The sequence below is a fragment of the Pseudomonas sp. PKS genome (assembly GCF_051913525.1).
Lineage (GTDB): Bacteria > Pseudomonadota > Gammaproteobacteria > Pseudomonadales > Pseudomonadaceae > Aquipseudomonas > Aquipseudomonas guariconensis_D.
On record NZ_JBEGDO010000009.1, the window covers coordinates 52,935 to 70,107 of the forward strand.

Consider the following 17,173-nt stretch of genomic DNA (forward strand, 5'->3'; position numbering starts at 1 on the left):
TGAAGGAGCCAAGGCAACTCATGTTCGAATCCGCCGAAATTGGTCACAGCATCGACAAGGAGGCTTTCGAGGCCGAAGTACCCGCCCTGCGCGAGGCGCTGCTCGAAGCCCAGTACGAACTCAAGCAGCAGGCGCGCTTTCCGGTGATCGTGCTGATCAACGGCATCGAGGGCGCCGGCAAGGGCGAGACGGTCAAACTGCTCAACGAGTGGATGGACCCGCGTCTGATCGAGGTACGCACCTTCGACCAGCAGACCGATGAGGAACTGGCCCGTCCACCGGCCTGGCGCTACTGGCGGGCTTTGCCGCCCAAGGGGCGCATGGGCGTGTTCTTTGGCAACTGGTACAGCCAGATGCTTCAAGGACGGGTCCATGGCCTGTTCAAGGATGCGGTGCTCGACCAGGCCATCACCGGCGCCGAGCGCCTGGAGCAGATGCTCTGCGACGAGGGCGCGCTGATCATCAAGTTCTGGTTCCACCTGTCCAAGAAACAGATGAAGGCGCGGCTCAAGGCGCTCAAGGACGACCCGCTGCACAGCTGGCGCATCAGCCCGCTGGACTGGCAGCAATCGCAAACCTATGACCGCTTCGTGCGTTTCGGTGAGCGTGTGTTGCGTCGCACCAGCCGCGACTACGCACCCTGGCATGTGATCGAGGGTGTCGATCCGTACTACCGCAGCCTGGCGGTGGGGCGCATCCTCCTGGAGAGCCTGCAAGCGGCGCTGGCCAACGATCCGAGTAGCAAGCACAAAGGCAACGTGGCGCCATTGGGGCGCAGCATCGACCAGAAGAGCCTGCTCGGCGCGTTGGACCTGAGCCGGCGCCTGGACAAACACGACTACCAAGAGCAACTGGTCACCGAACAAGCCCGCCTTGCAGGGCTGCTGCGCAACAAGCAGATGCGCCGCCATGCACTGGTGGCAGTGTTCGAAGGCAATGACGCGGCGGGCAAGGGCGGGGCGATCCGCCGGGTGGCCGCGGCGCTCGACCCCCGTCAGTACCGCATCGTGCCGGTCGCCGCGCCCACCGAGGAAGAGCGCGCCCAGCCTTACCTATGGCGTTTCTGGCGGCATATTCCGGCGCGAGGCAAGTTCACCGTCTTCGACCGCTCTTGGTATGGCCGGGTCCTGGTGGAGCGGGTGGAGGGCTTCTGCACCCCTGCCGACTGGATGCGTGCCTATGGCGAGATCAACGATTTCGAGGAACAACTGACCAACGCGGGCGTCGTGGTGGTGAAGTTCTGGCTGGCCATTGACCAGCAAACGCAGCTGGAGCGCTTCGAGGAACGCGAGCAGATCCCGTTCAAGCGCTACAAGATCACCGAGGACGATTGGCGCAACCGCGACAAGTGGGACATGTACGTCGAGGCGGTGGGGGACATGGTCGACCGCACCAGTACCGAGATCGCGCCCTGGACCTTGGTCGAGGCCAACGACAAGCGTTGGGCGCGGGTGAAGGTGCTCAAGACCATCAACGAGGCGTTGGAAGCGGCATTCCATAAATCCCGCAAGTAAGTGCTTGGCTGTTGGCCTTTTTCGCGGGTAAACCCGCTGCTACAGGCTTGTGATGAACCTGTGGCAGGGGGCCTGCGAAAAGGCCAGGGCAGGCGACACGGGAAATCCTGGCATGCCCGCAAGGAATGACCCGATGAATTCTTTTCCCGCGACTTTTCCCCAGCCCCGTACTCCAAGCCCTTAGAATTTCCAGTACCCCCACCCGCAGGGCCTGATTCGAGGACGCTATGCACATTTCTTCCGGACGCTGGGGCTACGGCCTGTTCCTGGCACTTCTGACCGCGTTTCTCTGGGGCATCCTGCCGATCAAGCTCAAGCAAGTCCTGCAGGTGATGGACCCGATCACCGTCACTTGGTACCGCCTTACGGTTTCTGGCTGCCTGTTGTTCGCCTGGCTGGCGGTCAATCGGCGCTTGCCGGCCGTCGGCAAGCTTGGACGCAAGGGCGCAGGCCTGATCGCCGTGGCGGTCTTCGGCCTGATGGGCAACTACGTGCTGTACCTGATCGGGCTCAACCTGCTCAGCCCTGGCACCGCACAATTGGTGGTGCAGATCGGCCCGGTGTTGTTGCTGGTGGCCAGCGTGTTCGTATTCAAGGAGCGCTTCAGCCTGGGACAGGGGCTTGGGTTGTTGGTGCTGCTGGCTGGATTCGGGCTGTTCTTCAACCAGCGGCTCGAAGAGCTGCTGACCTCGTTGGGCGTCTATACCACTGGCGTGCTGACCATTCTGCTGGCCACGAGCATCTGGGTGTTCTATGCCCTGAGCCAGAAGCAATTGCTCACGGTGTGGCATTCACAGCAGGTGATGATGGTGATGTACCTGAGCTGTGCGCTGTTGCTGATGCCCTGGGCGCATCCATTGGAGGCTTTGCAGTTGAGCCCGCTGCAAGGCTGGCTGTTGCTGGCGTGCTGCCTCAATACCTTGGTGGCGTACGGAGCGTTTGCCGAGGCGCTGGCCCATTGGGAAGCCTCGCGGGTGAGCGCGACCCTGGCCCTCACACCGTTGGTGACGTTCCTCGCCGTGGCCGCGGCGGCCGTGCTGTGGCCGGATTATGTGCAGGCTGAAGACATCAATGCCCTGGGATACGTCGGGGCGGTGACGGTGGTGGTGGGGTCGGCCCTCGTGGCGTTGGGGCCTTCCCTGATGGCCGGCTGGCGTGCGCGGCGGGCGCGATTGGCACAGGTTCAGTGAGCCAGGGGCGGCTGTGCCGCCAAATGCAGGTCGTGCCAGCTCCCACAGCAGGGCTGGCGCAAACTTGTCTGCACGGCCTGACGGTCAGCCTTTTGCACCGGGCGCCAACATGTTCTCTGGCCGTACCCATTGGTCGAACTGCTCGTTGGTCAGGTACTTGAGCTCAAGCGCCGCCTCACGCAGTGTCTTGCCCTCGCTGTAGGCCTTTTTGGCGATCTCGGCAGCCTTGTCGTAACCGATGTGCGGGTTGAGGGCGGTCACCAACATCAGCCCACGCTCCAGATGCGCGGCCATCTGCTCGGCATCCGGCTCGATCCCGGCCACGCAGTGCTGCTGGAAGTTGCGGCAGCCGTCGGCCAGCAGCTCGATCGATTGCAGCAGGTTGTGGATGATCACCGGCTTGAACACGTTCAACTGCAGATGCCCTTGGCTGGCGGCAAAGCCGATCGCCGCGTCATTGCCCAGCACCTGGCAGGCGAGCATCGACAGGGCCTCGCACTGGGTCGGGTTGACCTTGCCGGGCATGATCGAACTGCCCGGTTCGTTGGCCGGCAGGCGTACTTCGGCGAGCCCTGCGCGCGGACCGGAGCCGAGCAGGCGCAGGTCGTTGGCGATTTTCATCAAGGCCACGGCCAGGGTCTTGAGGGCCCCGGCCAGGGTGGTCAGCGGCTCATGGCCGGCCAGGGCGGCGAACTTGTTCGGCGCGGTGACGAAGGGTAGGCCCGAAAGTGCCGCAAGCTCCGCGGCGATGGCCTCGGCGAAGCCGTGCGGAGCATTGAGCCCGGTGCCCACCGCAGTCCCCCCCTGGGCCAGCTCGTACACCGCCGGCAGGCTGGCACGAATGGCGCGCTGGGCATAGTCAAGCTGGGCGACGAACGCCGAGACCTCCTGGCCGAAGGTGATGGGCGTGGCGTCCATCATGTGGGTACGACCGGTCTTTACCAAGTGCTGGTGGCGCGCCGACAGCTCGGCCAGGCCCGCCGACAGCTCGGCGATCGCCGGCAGCAGTTTGTCGTGCACGGCCTGCGCGGCCGCGATGTGCATGGCGGTGGGGAAGCAGTCGTTGGAGCTCTGCGAGCGGTTGACGTGGTCGTTGGGATGTACCGGCGCCTTGCCGCCGCGACCTTTGCCGGCCAGCTCGTTGGCGCGCCCGGCAATGACTTCGTTGACGTTCATGTTGCTCTGGGTGCCGCTGCCGGTCTGCCAGACGACGAGCGGAAACTGGTCGTCATGTTCGCCTTGGAGCACTTCGTCGGCGGCCTGTTCGATAAGACGGGCGATGTCGGCCGGCAGGTCGCCATTGCGGTCGTTGACCCGCGCTGCAGCTTTCTTGATCAGCGCCAGGGCGTGCAGTACAGCCAGGGGCATGCGCTCCTTGCCGATGGCGAAGTTGATCAGCGAACGCTGGGTCTGCGCGCCCCAGTAGGCGTCCTCTGGAACTTCGACCGGGCCCAGGCTGTCTGTCTCGATACGGCTCATGCTGCGTTCACTCCTTTGTCAGTCCGAAACCGCAGTTTAGGCCCTGATTCGATCGAGCGGTTCCGTCGCTCGTCCTGCCACTTGAGCACTATGGCGCCACGGCGCAGAATGCTCTCCCCGAGGTACCCGCCTCCCTTTCTTTCATGAAGGAAATGCAATGACTCGTCTTCGCGTCCTCTGTGCCGCCGTCGTCCTGGCTTGCGCCAGCGGCCAGGTACTCGCCGCCACTGCCAGCCACAACGCTGCCGCCGAGAAATTCCTGACTCTGGTCAACGCCGACAAGCTGGGCACCCCGGTGTACATGCAAGTCCAGCAGATGTTCGCCCAGCGTTTCGCCCAGACCAAGGCGCCTGAGTCCAAGAAAAACGTGCTCGACAGCTACCAGGCCAAGGCCAATGCCGCCCTGGACAACGCCATCGGCTGGAAGAAAATCAAGCCGAAAATGGTCGATATGTACACCCAGACCTTCACCGAGCAGGAGCTCAAGGACCTGGTCAAGTTCTATGAGTCGCCGTTGGGCAAGAAGGTCCTGCGCGAGATGCCCCGCGTGACCCAGCAGTCGGCCCAGATGACCCAGCAGAGCCTCGAGCCTGCGGTACCTGTGGTCAACAAGCTGCTCGACGACATGACCAAGGAACTGGACCCGAACGCCGGCAAGGCCGCCCCTGCCAAGAAGTGAGTGACGCCCGATGAACATGCAGCAACGCATCGAACAGCAGTTGGCCGCCCTGGTCCCGGCGCACCTTGAGGTGCTCAACGAGAGCCACATGCACAGCCGTGGCCAGGAGACTCATTACAAGGCGGTGATCGTCAGCGAGCAGTTCGCCGGGCTCAACAGCGTCAAGCGCCACCAGAAGGTCTACGCCACCATGGGTGAGCTGATGGGCCAGATCCACGCCCTGGCGATCCATACCTATACGTCCGAGGAATGGGCCAAGGTCGGTGCAGCGCCGGCCTCGCCGGTCTGTGCCGGCGGTGGGCACTGAATCCCTTCCGCCGTTCTGGTACAATCCGCGACATCCGGGGGCCGCTAAAGCGGCCCCCTGCTTTTTGTCAAACCCGGTCCGCCCCTTACGAGGGTGACCACCTGGAGAGTTGTTTCATGTCACAAGCTATCGTCGTGGCGGCGCTGTACAAGTTCGTCACCCTGGAAGACTACGTCGAGCTGCGCGAGCCGCTGCTCCAGACCATGGTCGACAACGGCGTCAAAGGCACCTTGCTGTTGGCCCTGGAAGGCATCAACGGTACCGTCTCGGGCACCCGTGAAGGTATCGACGGTCTGCTCACCTGGCTGCGCAACGACCCGCGCCTGGTCGACATCGACCACAAGGAATCCTACTGCGACGAGCAGCCGTTCTACCGCACCAAGGTCAAGCTCAAGAAAGAGATCGTCACCCTGGGCGTGCCGGGCGTTGACCCGAACCACAAGGTCGGTACCTACGTCGAGCCCAAGGACTGGAACGCCCTGATCAGCGACCCGGAAGTGCTGCTGATCGACACCCGCAACGACTACGAAGTGGCCATCGGCACGTTCAAGGGCGCCATCGACCCGAAGACCGAGACCTTCCGCGAGTTTCCCGACTACATCAAGGCCAACTTCGATCCGAGCAAGCACAAAAAGGTTGCGATGTTCTGCACCGGCGGCATCCGCTGCGAAAAAGCCTCCAGCTACATGCTCGGTGAAGGCTTCGAGGAGGTCTATCATCTTAAGGGTGGGATCCTGAAGTACTTCGAGGAAGTGCCTCAGGAGCAGAGCCTGTGGGATGGCGACTGCTTCGTTTTCGATAACCGTGTCACGGTGCGTCATGACCTGACCGAGGGCGAATACGACCAGTGCCATGCCTGCCGCCACCCGATCAGCGTGGAGGACCGTGCGTCCGAGCACTATTCGCCAGGCGTGAGCTGCCCGCATTGCTGGGACAGCCTGAGCGAGAAGACCCGGCGCAGCGCCATCGACCGGCAGAAGCAGATCGAACTGGCCAAGGCTCGCAACCAGCCCCACCCGATCGGTTACAACTACAAAGCCGAGGCTTGATGCATGTCCGCACGCCTGCTGTATGTGATGGACCCGATGTGTTCCTGGTGCTGGGGTTTCGCCCCGGTGGCCGAGGCGCTGATCGCCCAGGCGCGTGAGGCTGGCGTGCCGACGCGCTTGGTGCTGGGCGGCCTGCGCTCGGGCAGCAGCGCCCTGGATGCCTCGACCCGTCGCTACATCCTCGAGCATTGGCAGGCGGTGGCCGAAGCCACCGGCCAGGCGTTTCGCTTCGAAGGCGCCATGCCGGACGGCTTCGTCTACGACACCGAGCCCGCCTGCCGCGCCCTGGTGGCAGCGCGCGAGCTGGACGCCGAGCGGGTCTGGCCTCTGCTGGGGTTGATTCAGCGGGCGTTCTACGAGCAAGGGGTGGACGTTACCCGCGCTCCGCAACTGGTGGAGCTTGCCGAGCAGGCCGGTTTTGACCGAGGCCATTTCTCCGAGGCGTTTTCCCGGGCCGATACCCGTGCCGCTACCGCGGCCGATTTCAGTTGGGTGCAGGACCTGGGCATCGCCGGCTTTCCGACGTTGCTGGCCGAGCGCAACGGCCAGCTGGCCTTGTTGACCAACGGCTACCAGCCGCTGGACCGGCTGCAACCCTTGCTCGGCCGCTGGCTGCAGCAGGCCGCCTGTGCTTGACCTGCCAGGGTCATCCGACCCTGTGCCGGGGAAGGCCCCCGCCGTGGCCGATCGTCTGAGCTGGGCGGAGATCCGCCGCTTGGCGTTGCATCACAAGAAGTCCCTGTGGTCCGCCAACCTCGTGGCCGTGCTGGCGGCCCTGTGCAGCGTGCCGATCCCTTTGCTGCTGCCATTGCTGGTGGACGAAGTGTTGCTCGGCCATGGCGATGCGGCGCTCAAGTGGATGAACCGCTTCCTGCCGGACAACTGGCAGGTGGCGGCCGGCTACATCGGCCTGATGCTGATCGCGACCCTTGGCCTGCGCCTGGCTGCACTGGCCTTCAACGTGTTGCAGGCCAAGCTGTTCGCGGGCCTTGCCAAAGACATCGTCTACCGCCTGCGCATTCGCCTGATCGAACGGCTCAAGCGGATATCCCTCAAGGAATACGAAAGCCTGGGCAGTGGCACCGTGACTACGCATCTGGTGACTGACCTGGACACCCTGGACAAGTTCGTCGGCGAGACCTTGAGCCGCTTCCTGGTCGCTGTCCTGACCTTGACCGGCACCGCCGCCATCCTGATCTGGATGCACTGGCAGCTGGCGCTGTTGATCCTGCTGTTCAACCCCCTGGTGATCTACTTCACCGTGCAACTGGGCAAGCGGGTCAAGCACCTGAAGAAGCTGGAAAACGACAGCACCGCGCGCTTCACCCAGGCCTTGGCCGAGACCCTGGACGCGATCCAGGAGATCCGCGCCGGCAACCGCCAGGGTTACTTCCTCGGTCGCCTCGGGCTGCGCGCCCGGGAAGTGCGCGACTATGCTGTGGCCTCCCAGTGGAAGAGCGACGCCAGCGGGCGCGCCAGCGGGCTGTTGTTCCAGTTCGGTATCGATATCTTCCGCGCCGCGGCCATGCTCACGGTGCTGTTCTCCGACCTGTCCATCGGCCAGATGCTGGCTGTATTCAGCTACTTGTGGTTCATGATCGGGCCGGTGGAGCAACTGCTCAACCTGCAATACGCCTACTATGCCGCCGGCGGCGCCCTGAGTCGGCTCAACGAGCTGCTGGCGCGTGCCGACGAGCCGCAGTATCCGGCAGCGGTCGACCCCTTCGCCGGGCGCGACACGGTCGGCATCGAAGTGCGCGACCTGCGCTTTGCCTATGCCGACGAGCCGGTGCTCGAGCACTTGGATCTTTCCATCGCCCCAGGCGAAAAAGTGGCTATTGTCGGGGCCAGCGGTGGCGGCAAGAGCACCTTGGTACAGCTGCTGCTGGGCCTGTACAGTGCCCAGGCCGGTACCATCCGCTTCGGTGGTGCGAGCCTTCAGGAGATCGGCCTCGAGGCGCTGCGCGAGAATGTCGCGGTGGTGCTGCAGCACCCATCGCTGTTCAACGATAGCGTGCGCGCCAACCTGACCCTAGGCCGTGACTGCACCGACGAGGCCTGCTGGCAGGCCCTGCGCATCGCCCAGCTCGATGCCACCATCGCCGCGCTGCCCCAGGGGCTGGACAGTGTGGTGGGGCGCTCCGGCGTTCGTCTGTCCGGCGGTCAGCGCCAACGCCTGGCGATTGCCCGCATGATCCTCGCCGAGCCCAAGGTGGTGATCCTCGACGAGGCCACTTCGGCCCTGGACGCTGCCACCGAATACAACCTGCACCAGGCCATGGCGCGGTTTCTCAATGGCCGTACCACATTGATCATCGCCCACCGGCTGTCGGCGGTTAAACAGGCAGACCGGGTGCTGGTGTTCGATGGCGGGCATGTGGCCGAAGATGGCGGTCACCAGCAGTTGATTGCCGAAGGCGGGTTGTACGCCAAGCTGTATGGGCATTTGCAGCAGAGCTGAACGTGCCAGGGGGCCGCTGCGCGAAAGCGGGTACCGCCAGGGTTGGTGCCATTCCCCGCAGCGCCTGTTTCGCGGGTGAGCCCGTTGCCACAGCTGGGGCGCGTGATCAGGCCAATGCCAGCAACGCTTTAACCCGCTTCAACTCCCATTAAAAACCCCGCCGTCCTGCTGGCAAATGACCTACGCTGTGCTTGTCTGGGTCGACATGCGCCTTTCTGCTCAGTGACAGGGATTACATGAAGGGAAATCGGACTCTCGAAGCGCCAAGGCTGCTGGGCATCATCTGGCCCTTCATCGCCGTTGTGATTTTCCAGATGCTGCTGGGCAGCATGAGTCTCTACGCATTGTCTGCCGTACGCGCCTATGTGGCAGGCGAAAGCCTGTGGTCCAAAGCCCAGAAGGACGCCATCTACTACCTGAGCCTGTACGCCGATACCCGTGACGAACGCACTTACCAGCGTTACCTGCAGGCAATCGACGTGCCCAAGGGCGACTACCAACTGCGCCTGGCGCTGGACCGACCCAACCCTGACATCGAGGCGGCGCGCAAAGGTGTCCTGCAAGGTGGCAACCACCCGGATGACGCCTCCCGGATCATCTGGTTCTACCGCAATTTTCGCCACGTCAGCTATATGGAAACCGCCATCGCTTACTGGGACATCGGCGACGACTACCTGCGCCAGCTCGATGGCGTGGCCCGGGAGATGCGCAAGGGGTTCGTCAATGGGCAGGTCACCACCGGCGACCTGGACCGCTGGCGTGCACGCATCGTCTCCATCAACGAGGGCGTGACACCGGCTGCCAAGGCCTTCAGCGACGCACTGGGCGAAGGGTCGCGGATGTTGCTCAGGATGCTGATGATCACCAATCTCGCGACGGCACTGTTTCTCATCAGCATCGCCTGGCGTCGTTCGAGCAAGCTGCTGGCCCAGCGCCAGGCATTTGCCCAGGCCCTGCAGGCCGAACGGGAGCGGGCGCAGATCACCTTGCAGTCCATTGGCGATGCGGTGATCACCACCGACGTCGACGGCTGCATCGTCTACATGAACCCGGCCGCCGAGCTGCTCACCCACTGGCAGGCCAGCCAGGCCCAGGGCATGCCGCTGGCGGCGTTGTTCAGCCTGGTGGACGAGCACGCCGAGCACGATAACCGTACCTTGGTCGAGCAGGTGCTCAGCGGCAGTCTCAAGGGCGGCTCCGAGCATGCCCGGCTGATCCAGCGTCTTGACGGCAGCACGGTGTCGATCAACCTGGTCGGCTCGCCGATCGTCAGCGATGGCCAGGTCAGTGGCCTGGTGCTGGCGTTGCATGACATGACCCAAGAGCGCCAGTACATCGCCAGCCTCTCCTGGCAGGCGACCCACGACGCCTTGACGGGCCTGGCCAACCGCCGCGAGTTCGAGTATCGCCTCGAGCAGGCCCTCAACAGCCTGGCGCGCCAGCCCGGACGGCATTCGCTGATGTTCCTGGACCTGGACCAGTTCAAGCTGGTCAACGACACCAGCGGCCATGCCGCCGGCGACGAGTTGTTGCGCCACATCTGCGCGGTACTGCAGGCTGGCCTGCGCGAGGGGGACACCTTGGCGCGGCTGGGTGGCGATGAGTTCGGTGTGCTGCTGGAGAACTGCCCGCCCGAACAGGCCGAGCGCATCGCCGAGCAGCTGCGCCAGACCGTGCAGAGCCTGCATTTTGTGTGGAAGGGCCGGCCGTTCGTCACCACCGTAAGTGTGGGGCTTGTGCATATCGCCCAACCGGCCGGCACCCTGGAAGCCTCGCTGCGGGCGGCTGACATGGCCTGCTACATGGCCAAGGAGAAAGGCCGCAACCGGGTCCAGGTGTACCACGCCGACGACAGTGAGCTGTCCCTGCGCTTTGGCGAAATGGCGTGGATCCAGCGCCTGCACGTGGCCTTGGAGGAAAACCGCTTCTGCCTTTATGCCCAGGAAATCGCGCCGCTTTCGTCCATGGAGGGGCCTGGCCATCTGGAGATTCTGCTGCGCCTGCACGATGAAAGTGGCCGCACCATCCTGCCCAGCACCTTTATTCCGGCTGCCGAACGCTACGGTTTGATGACCGCCCTGGATCGCTGGGTGGTGCGCAACGTGTTCCAGGTCATTCGCCAATGCCTGGATGAGGGCAGGGAAGGGCCGTTGGCCATGTGCGCCATCAACTTGTCCGGTTCGAGCATTGGTGATGACAAGTTTCTGGAATACCTGCGCTGGTTGTTTGGCGAGTATTCGATTCCGCCGCGGCTGGTCTGCTTCGAGATCACCGAAACCAGCGCCATCGCCAACCTGGGCAGTGCGATTCGTTTTATCAACGAGTTGAAGGGGCTGGGCTGCAAGTTCTCGTTGGATGACTTCTGCGCGGGTATGTCGTCATTCGCGTATTTAAAACATTTGCCTGTAGACTTCCTGAAGATCGACGGAAGTTTCGTGAAAGACATGCTCGACGATCCGATCAACCGCGCGATGGTCGAGGTGATCAATCATATCGGGCATGTCATGGGCAAACGGACCATTGCCGAATTCGTCGAAACGCCGTTGATTGAACAGGCGTTGCAGGAGATCGGCGTGGATTATGCCCAGGGTTACCTCATCGAGCGGCCGCAGGTGTTCACCTGCGACAGCCTGCAACGCCAACGAATAGCCGCAAGGCCCCTGTTGCACCGGGCGCCTGGGACCTTTCGTTGAAGAAGGTGTCGTCCGGAAATCACATGGATTCAAGGAGCAGAAAGTGATTGATACCTTCGTACGAATCGGCCCATTGATGGATGCCGCCAGTTACCCCGATTGGGCCCAGCAATTGATCGAAGAGTGCCGCGAAAGCAAGCGGCGGGTGGTGGAGCATGAGTTCTACCAGCGCTTGCGCGATGGCCAGCTCAAGCAGGCCACCATTCGTCAGTACCTGATCGGTGGCTGGCCGGTGGTCGAGCAGTTCTCCCTCTATATGGCCCACAACCTGACCAAGACCCGCTTTGCCCGTCACCCAGGCGAAGACATGGCCAGGCGCTGGCTGATGCGCAACATCCGCGTTGAGCTCAACCACGCCGACTACTGGCTGCACTGGTGCCAGGCCCATGGGGTCACCTTGGCTGACCTGCAGGCCCAGGAGGTCCCGCCGGAGCTCAATGGCCTCAATGACTGGTGCTGGCGGGTATGTGCCACCGAGTCGCTGGCGCTGTCGATGGCCGCGACCAACTATGCGATCGAAGGCGCGACAGGGGAATGGGCGGCGCTGGTGTGCTCCACCGACACCTATGCCCTGGGCTTCCCCGAGGACATCCGCAAGCGTGCGATGAAGTGGCTGAAGATGCATGCCCAATACGATGATGCGCACCCGTGGGAGGCACTGGAGATCATCTGTACGCTGGCGGGCGAACACCCGACACCGGGCTTGAGGGCCGAGCTGCGTAGGACAATTTGCAAGAGCTATGACTGCATGTTCCTGTTCTTGGAACGGTGCATGCAGCTGGAGCATCGTCAGCCAGGGCGTCTGCGGCCGGCGCTGGCCATAGGGTAAGGCCTGGGGCGCATTACACCCCATCGCAGGCTCCTACAGGGGCAGCGCGGTACCTGTAGGAGCGGGCTTGCCCGCGATCGGGTCAGTCATGACGGCCCTGTCACTGGGCGTCGAATGCCTGGCCGTTCACCCCGGCACTGTCCGGGCCCATCAGATACAGGTACAGCGGCATGATCTCTTCGGGCAGCGGATTGTTCTGTGGGTTCTCGCTCGGGTAGGCCTGGGCGCGCATCGCGGTACGGGTGGCACCTGGGTTGATGCTGTTGGCGCGCACCGGCGCTACGCCGTCCAGCTCGTCGGCCAGGGTCTGCATCAGCCCTTCGGTGGCAAACTTCGACACACCATAGGCGCCCCAGTATGCGCGGCCCTTGCGGCCGACGCTGCTGGAGGTGAACACCACCGACGCGTCCTCGGACAGTTTGAGCAGCGGCAACAGCGTGCTGGTCAGCATGAAGGTGGCATTGACGTTTATGTGCATCACACGCATGAAGTTCTCGCCCGAGAGCTGCTCCAGCGGCGTGCGCGGGCCAATGATCGAGGCATTGTTGAGCAGGCCGTCGAGGCGGCCGAACTGCTCTTCGATCATTACTGCCAGTTCGTTGTACTGGTGGGGCAGGGCGGTCTCGAGGTTGAACGGGATCACTACCGGTTGCGGATGGCCGGCCGCCTCGATGTGGTCGTAGACCTCGTTGAGGTTGGCTTCGGTCTTGCCCAGCAACAGCACGGTCGCCCCAAGGGCAGCATAGGCCTTGGCGGCGGCGGCACCGATACCACGGCCAGCGCCGGTGACCAGAATGATCCGGCCTTTGAGCAGGTCGGGGCGGGCGGTGTAGTCGAACATATCAGGTGTCCTTGTTCGTCAATCTTGCACGGTCCCCTGTGGGAGCGGGTTTACCCGCGAATACGTACGATCAGGCACCGATGTTGCCTGGCCGGGCGCATTCGCGGGTGAGCCCGCTCCCACAGGGCTTCGCTTGGGGTCGCATCAGTGGTCAGCACCCGCACAGGGCGCTGTCGATCACCTTGCGCAGTTCCAGCGGGTGGTCCACAACCACGTCGGCTCCCCAGTTGTTGGGGTTGTCCTGGGGATGAATATAGCCATAACGCACCGCCGCCGTGCGGGTGCCGGCATCACGGCCGGACTCGATGTCGCGCAGGTCATCGCCGACGAACAGGACGCTGGCCGGGTCCAGGTCCAGGGTCTTGCAGGCGAGGATCAGCGGCTCGGGGTCGGGCTTGCTGTTTTTCACGTGGTCCGGGCAGATGAGCAGGGCCGAGCGCTCGGCCAGGCCCAGGCGCTGCATGATCGGCTCGGCGAAGCGCACTGGCTTGTTGGTGACCACGCCCCACAGCAGGTTGCCTTTCTCGATGTCCTGGAGCAGCTCGGCCATACCGTCGAACAGCTTGCTGTGCACGGCGCAGTCGCGTTGGTAACGCTCCAGGAACTCCAGGCGCAGAGCTTCGAAGCCTTCGGCGTCCGGATCCATGGTGAAGGTGGCTGCGACCATGGCCCGGGCGCCGCCTGAAATCACGTCGCGAATGCGCTGGTCATCGATGGCCGGCAGGCCACGATCGGCCAGCATGGCCTGGCAGATGGCGATGAAGTCCGGCGCCGTGTCCAGCAGGGTGCCGTCCATGTCGAAGAGTACTGCTCGCAAACGCATGCTCATTCCTCGCGCAGGGTCTGGATCATGTAGTTGACGTCGACGTCGCTGCTGAGTTTGTAGTGCTTGGTCAGCGGGTTGTAGGTCAGGCCGATGATGTCTTTCACCTCGAGGCCCGCGACGCGGCTCCAGGCGCCCAGCTCCGACGGGCGGATGAACTTCTTGAAGTCGTGGGTGCCGCGCGGCAGCATCTTGAGCACGTATTCGGCGCCGATGATCGCCAGCAGGTACGCCTTGGGGTTGCGGTTGATGGTCGAGAAGAACACCTGGCCGCCCGGCTTGACCAGGCGATGGCAGGCGCGAATCACCGAGGAGGGGTCAGGCACGTGCTCGAGCATTTCCAGGCAGGTGACCACGTCGAACTGGCCGGCCATTTCCTCGGCCATGTCTTCGGCGGTGATGCGGCGGTACTCGACCTCGACGCCGGACTCCAGCTGGTGCAGTTGGGCCACTGCCAATGGCGCCTCGCCCATGTCGATGCCAGTGACGCTGGCGCCACGCAGGGCCATGGCCTCGCTGAGGATGCCGCCGCCGCAGCCGACGTCCAGGACCTTCTTACCGGCCAGGCCTACGCGCTCGTCGATCCAGTTGACCCGCAGTGGGTTGATGTCGTGAAGCGGCTTGAACTCGCTCTCGCGGTCCCACCAGCGGTGAGCCAGGGCTTCGAACTTGGCGATTTCGGCGTGGTCGACGTTGCTCATGGAACAATCCTCTGAATCTTCGATAAAAGTGTTACAGGCGCAAACCCAAGGCTTGCGGCCGTCATTCGTGGCCTGCTATGCGCGCGCCCCAGGCGCGCGCCGTGGCCGTCAGGGCCTGTTCGTCCATCTGCGTCAGGCGTCGGTCGTCGAGCAGTTGGTGGCCGGCGACCCAGACATGCCGCGCGCAGTCGCGGCCTGTGGCGTAGATCAGTTGCGAAACCGGGTCGTGCACGGGTTGCTGGGCCAGCCCCGAGAGGTCGAAGGCCACCAGGTCGGCGGCCTTGCCCAGCTCCAGCGAGCCGGTGACCGCCTCCAGACCCAGGGCGCGGGCACCATTCAAGGTGGCCATGCGCAGGGCCCGGTGGGCATCCAGGGCGGTGGCGGAGCCGGCGACCGCCTTGGCCAGCAGGGCCGCGGTGCGGGTTTCGCCGAGCAGATCCAGATCGTTGTTGCTGGCCGCACCGTCGGTGCCCACCGCCACGTTGACCCCGGCCTGCCATAGCCGTTCCACCGGGCAGAAGCCACTGGCCAGCTTGAGGTTGGACTCGGGGCAATGGACAACGCTGGTGTCGCTTTCTACCAGCAGGGTGAGGTCATCGTCGCTGACCTGGGTCATGTGCACCGCCTGCAGCCTTGGGCCCAGCAGGCCGAGACGGGCCAGGCGCGCGAGCGGGCGCTCGCCGTTCTCGGCCAAGGCTTGTTCGACTTCGCCGGCGGTCTCGTGGATATGCATGTGCAGCGGGGCGTCGAGCTGGTCGGCGATGACGCGGATCTTCTCAAGGTTCTGATCGCTGACCGTATAGGGCGCGTGAGGCCCCAGGGCGACACTGATGCGTGGGTGGTGGCGCAGGTCATCGAACAGCTCGATGGCCTGGTGCAGGCCTTCGTCGGGCGTGCGGGCACCAGGGATGGGGAAGTCCAGCAGAGGGACGGCGATCTGGGCGCGGATACCGCTGCGGTGCACGCGGTCGCAGGCCTCCCGCGGGAAGAAATACATGTCGGCGAAGCAGGTGATGCCGCCCTTGAGCTGCTCGGCGATGGCCAGGTCCGTGCCATCGCGCACGAAGGCTTCATCGATCCAGCGGCCTTCGGCCGGCCAGATGTGCTCCTTGAGCCAGGTCATCAACGGCAGGTCGTCGGCCAGCCCGCGCAGCAGGGTCATAGCGGCGTGGCCATGGGCGTTGATCAGGCCGGGGCACAGCAGGCAGTCGGGCAACTCGCGTACTTCCCGTGCGACCGGTGCCCGGTCACGTGGACCGAGCCAGGCGATCAGCCCGTCACGGATGCCCAGGGCGTGCTCCTTGAGTACCACACCGGCCGGCTCCACGGGGACCAGCCAGCCCGGTACGAGCAGCAGGTCGAGGGGGGAGGGGGCTGTGGGCATGCGAGGGGCACCTGGTTCGGTTGAGTGAAGCGCGCAGTATACCCGAGCGTCCAGGGCTGAGGCTCGCTATAATCGGCCGCTTTTGATCAGCGAACGACGGGGAGAGGCGATGCGCGAGCGACTTTTGGCGGCGGAGAAGGTGACCGGCATCCAGTGGCGCAATGGCACCTTGCATCTGCTCGACCAGCGCCTGCTGCCTGTCCGTGAGCATTGGTTGGCCTGCACCGACGTGACGGCGGTAGTCGACGCGATCCGCCAGATGGCGGTGCGCGGTGCGCCGGCCATCGGCATCAGCGCTGCCTACGGCCTGGTGCTTGCCCTGCGCCAGCGCCTGGCCGAAGGGGAGGACTGGGAGCACGCGCTGGAGGAAGATTTCCTTGCCCTTGCCGAAGCCCGGCCCACGGCGGCCAACCTGTTCTGGTCGCTCAACCGCATGCGTGAGCGCCTGCAGCGTCTGCGCGCAGACGAAGACGTGCTGGCGGTCATGGAGGCCGAAGCGGTGGCTATCCATGAAAGCGACCGCGAAGCCAACCTGACCATGGCCCAGCACGGCCTGGAGCTGATTCGCCGCCAGCAGGGCAACGCGCAGACCATCCTCACCTACGGCAACGCCGGTGCCCTGGCCAGTGGCGGTTTCGGCACGGCACTGGGGGTGATCCGCGCAGCCTACCTTGAGGGCATGGTGGAGCGGGTCTACGCCGGCGAAACCCGCCCCTGGCTGCACGGCTCGCGCATCACCGCCTGGGAGCTGGCTCACGAAGGCATCCCGGCGACCCTGTGCGCGGATTCTGCGATGGCCCACCTGATGAAGACCAAGGGCATCACCTGGGTGGTGGTGGGCGCTGACTGCATCGCCGCCAATGGCGATGTGGCTGGCAAGATCGGCACCTACCAACTGGCGGTCGCGGCCATGCACCATGGCGTGCGCTTCATGGTGGTGGCGCCGAGCACCACCATCGACCTGAACCTGGCCACCGGCGAGGACATTCCCCTTGAGGAGCGCGAGGCCGACGAGCTGCTGGATATAGCGGGCAACCGTGTGGCAGCCGAGGTGGAGGTGTTCAATCCGGTATTCGATGTGACGCCCGCGGACTTGGTCGATGTGATCGTGACCGAGCGAGGCGTGGTAGAGCGGCCTGATACCGCCAAGATTGCCCAGTTGATTTGTCGCAAGCGTTTGCACTGACCGCTCGGGATTTTACGGTGATCTGACCTGGGGGGAG

General features: G+C 64.1%; 15 protein-coding genes. 10 read left to right on the forward strand and 5 right to left on the reverse strand.

From position 1 onward, the window contains the following. Nucleotides 1-20 precede the first annotated feature (20 nt). Nucleotides 21-1,514, forward strand: coding sequence for a polyphosphate:AMP phosphotransferase (pap, locus tag ABOA88_RS11795; RefSeq protein ID WP_196169508.1), 1,494 nt, complete (start codon nt 21-23; stop codon nt 1,512-1,514). Nucleotides 1,515-1,741: 227 nt separating this feature from the next. Next, nucleotides 1,742-2,704, forward strand: a complete 963-nt coding sequence (locus ABOA88_RS11800; RefSeq protein ID WP_043206606.1) for a DMT family transporter — start codon at nt 1,742-1,744, stop codon at nt 2,702-2,704. Between the two features lie 84 nt (nt 2,705-2,788). Here the strand turns inward: ABOA88_RS11800 and ABOA88_RS11805 are convergent, their stop codons facing one another. Beyond that, the gene (locus tag ABOA88_RS11805) at nt 2,789-4,183 is read right to left on the reverse strand and encodes a class II fumarate hydratase (protein ID WP_196169507.1); all 1,395 of its coding nucleotides are present in this window, start codon (nt 4,181-4,183) and stop codon (nt 2,789-2,791) included. Between the two features lie 157 nt (nt 4,184-4,340). On the opposite strand from ABOA88_RS11805, the gene ABOA88_RS11810 reads away from it, so the two are divergent. From ABOA88_RS11810 to ABOA88_RS11840, 7 genes are all read left to right on the forward strand, one after another. Beyond that, nucleotides 4,341-4,862 carry a DUF2059 domain-containing protein gene (locus ABOA88_RS11810; protein ID WP_196169506.1) on the forward strand — a complete coding sequence of 174 codons (522 nt, stop codon included), beginning with the start codon at nt 4,341-4,343 and terminating at the stop codon, nt 4,860-4,862. Nucleotides 4,863-4,872: 10 nt separating this feature from the next. Next, nucleotides 4,873-5,169 (forward strand): BolA family protein, encoded by a 297-nt coding sequence (locus tag ABOA88_RS11815; protein ID WP_196169505.1) that lies wholly within the window; start codon nt 4,873-4,875, stop codon nt 5,167-5,169. A gap of 116 nt (nt 5,170-5,285) precedes the next feature. Continuing rightward, nucleotides 5,286-6,218 carry an oxygen-dependent tRNA uridine(34) hydroxylase TrhO gene (trhO, locus tag ABOA88_RS11820; protein WP_196169504.1) on the forward strand — a complete coding sequence of 311 codons (933 nt, stop codon included), beginning with the start codon at nt 5,286-5,288 and terminating at the stop codon, nt 6,216-6,218. A gap of 3 nt (nt 6,219-6,221) precedes the next feature. Continuing rightward, nucleotides 6,222-6,854, forward strand: a complete 633-nt coding sequence (locus ABOA88_RS11825; RefSeq protein WP_334280343.1) for a DsbA family protein — start codon at nt 6,222-6,224, stop codon at nt 6,852-6,854. Further along, on the forward strand, nt 6,847-8,679 hold the full coding sequence (locus ABOA88_RS11830; RefSeq protein WP_367851126.1) for an ABC transporter ATP-binding protein: 1,833 nt from the start codon (nt 6,847-6,849) through the stop codon (nt 8,677-8,679). Before ABOA88_RS11825 ends, ABOA88_RS11830 begins: the two co-directional genes overlap by 8 nt. 236 nt (nt 8,680-8,915) lie before the next feature. Continuing rightward, a complete protein-coding gene (locus tag ABOA88_RS11835; RefSeq protein WP_367851127.1) occupies nt 8,916-11,372 on the forward strand; it encodes an EAL domain-containing protein in 2,457 nt (818 codons plus the stop codon). Nucleotides 11,373-11,415: 43 nt separating this feature from the next. After that, nucleotides 11,416-12,201, forward strand: a complete 786-nt coding sequence (locus tag ABOA88_RS11840) for a TenA family transcriptional regulator (RefSeq protein WP_196169500.1) — start codon at nt 11,416-11,418, stop codon at nt 12,199-12,201. A 100-nt stretch (nt 12,202-12,301) separates the two neighbouring features. Here ABOA88_RS11840 and ABOA88_RS11845 read toward each other — a convergent pair whose 3' ends face one another. The 4 genes from ABOA88_RS11845 to ABOA88_RS11860 all read right to left on the reverse strand — a co-directional run bounded on the left by ABOA88_RS11845 (nt 12,302) and on the right by ABOA88_RS11860 (nt 15,950). Further along, a complete protein-coding gene (locus ABOA88_RS11845; RefSeq protein ID WP_196169499.1) occupies nt 12,302-13,042 on the reverse strand; it encodes a YciK family oxidoreductase in 741 nt (246 codons plus the stop codon). Nucleotides 13,043-13,193: 151 nt separating this feature from the next. Then, nucleotides 13,194-13,865: an N-acetylmuramic acid 6-phosphate phosphatase MupP gene (gene mupP, locus ABOA88_RS11850; RefSeq protein WP_196169498.1), complete on the reverse strand. Its 672-nt coding sequence runs from the start codon at nt 13,863-13,865 to the stop codon at nt 13,194-13,196. Between the two features lie 2 nt (nt 13,866-13,867). Next, nucleotides 13,868-14,566 (reverse strand): bifunctional 2-polyprenyl-6-hydroxyphenol methylase/3-demethylubiquinol 3-O-methyltransferase UbiG, encoded by a 699-nt coding sequence (ubiG, locus tag ABOA88_RS11855; protein ID WP_070091629.1) that lies wholly within the window; start codon nt 14,564-14,566, stop codon nt 13,868-13,870. A gap of 61 nt (nt 14,567-14,627) precedes the next feature. Then, a complete protein-coding gene (locus ABOA88_RS11860; protein ID WP_367851128.1) occupies nt 14,628-15,950 on the reverse strand; it encodes a TRZ/ATZ family hydrolase in 1,323 nt (440 codons plus the stop codon). Between the two features lie 109 nt (nt 15,951-16,059). On the opposite strand from ABOA88_RS11860, the gene mtnA reads away from it, so the two are divergent. Next, complete coding sequence (mtnA, locus tag ABOA88_RS11865) at nt 16,060-17,136, forward strand: S-methyl-5-thioribose-1-phosphate isomerase (RefSeq protein ID WP_196169496.1); 1,077 nt, start codon at nt 16,060-16,062, stop codon at nt 17,134-17,136. Nucleotides 17,137-17,173: the final 37 nt, after the last annotated feature.